Origin of the sequence: Rhodococcus jostii NBRC 16295, from assembly GCF_001894825.1 — a bacterium.
Lineage (GTDB): Bacteria > Actinomycetota > Actinomycetes > Mycobacteriales > Mycobacteriaceae > Rhodococcus_F > Rhodococcus_F jostii.
Genome location: NZ_BCWY01000243.1, coordinates 1 through 1,191 on the forward strand (window position 1 = coordinate 1; position 1,191 = coordinate 1,191).

The 1,191-nt window shown below is 68.6% G+C and carries 1 protein-coding gene; it reads right to left on the minus strand.

Annotation, left to right across the window (positions count from 1 at the left end; translation table 11 throughout):
- The coding region (locus RJ1_RS44975; protein ID WP_073371173.1) for a bifunctional 3,4-dihydroxy-2-butanone-4-phosphate synthase/GTP cyclohydrolase II at positions 1 to 1,191 on the minus strand (1,191 nt) is incomplete at both ends.

The window sequence follows — 1,191 nt, forward strand, 5'->3', positions numbered from 1 at the left end:
GGGAGGTCGTGTCCGAGGCGCAGTCGCTTCGCATCGAGGTAGGGCAGGTTGTGGATGGTGGCGGTGGTGTGTAGCGGCACCCGCTCGGTCACGTCGATGCCGCAGTCGACGAGGCAGCGGGCCTTGTCGGGGTTGTTCGTCAGGAGCCGGGTGCTCATGATTCCGAGGTCGTCGAGGATGTGCGCGCCTGCGGTGTAGTCGCGCGCATCCACGGGGAGGCCGAGGCGGAGGTTGGCGTCGACGGTGTCGAGCCCGCCGTCCTGGAGGGCGTAGGCCCGGAGTTTGTCGATCAGTCCGATTCCACGGCCTTCGTGGCCGCGGAGATAGATCAGAACACCGCGGCCCTCCTCGGCGACGAGGCGTAGCGCATCGCTCAGTTGGCCGCCGCAGTCGCACCGGCAGGAGCGAAACACGTCACCGGTCAGGCATTCGGAATGGACCCGGGTGAGGACGGAATGCCCGTTGCCGAGGTCTCCGTGGACCAGCGCGAGGTGCTCGGCGCCGGTCACGACGTCGCGGTAGCCGTAGGCAGTCATGTGCCCGAACTCGGTGGGGATTCGGGCAGTGGCCAGCCTCTGCACCGTCGGTTCGTGGCGCTTGCGGTATGCGACGAGGTCGGCGATCGAGATCAGCGCCAGCCCGTGTGTGTCGGCGAACTCCCGGCACCGCGGACCTCTCTTCACGGTGCCGTCGTCGTCGACCAACTCACTGATCACGCCGACCGGTGGCAGCCCGGCGAGCCTGACCAGGTCGACCGCGGCTTCGGTGTGGCCGGGCCGGGCGAGTACTCCGCCGTCGCGGGCGCGGAGCGGGAAGATGTGCCCGGGCCGGACGAGCTGATCCGCTTCACTGTCCGGAGCGGCGAGCGTTCTGACGGTGCGGGCGCGGTCGTGCGCCGAGATGCCGGTGCTCACACCGTCCGTGGCGTCGACCGACACGGTGAACGCCGTACCCATGCGGTCGTGGTTGTCCGCGGTCATCAGGGGAAGGGCGAGTCGGTCGAGTACCGAACCGTCGGCAGGTGCGCAGACGATGCCGCTGCTGTTCCGGATCGTCAACGCCATCAGTTCCGGCGTTGCCATGCTTGCGGCGAACACGATGTCGCCCTCGTTCTCGCGGTCGTCGGCGTCGAGCACGACGACGGGGCGTCCTGCAGCGATGTCGTCGATCGCCCGCTCGATCGTATCGAGC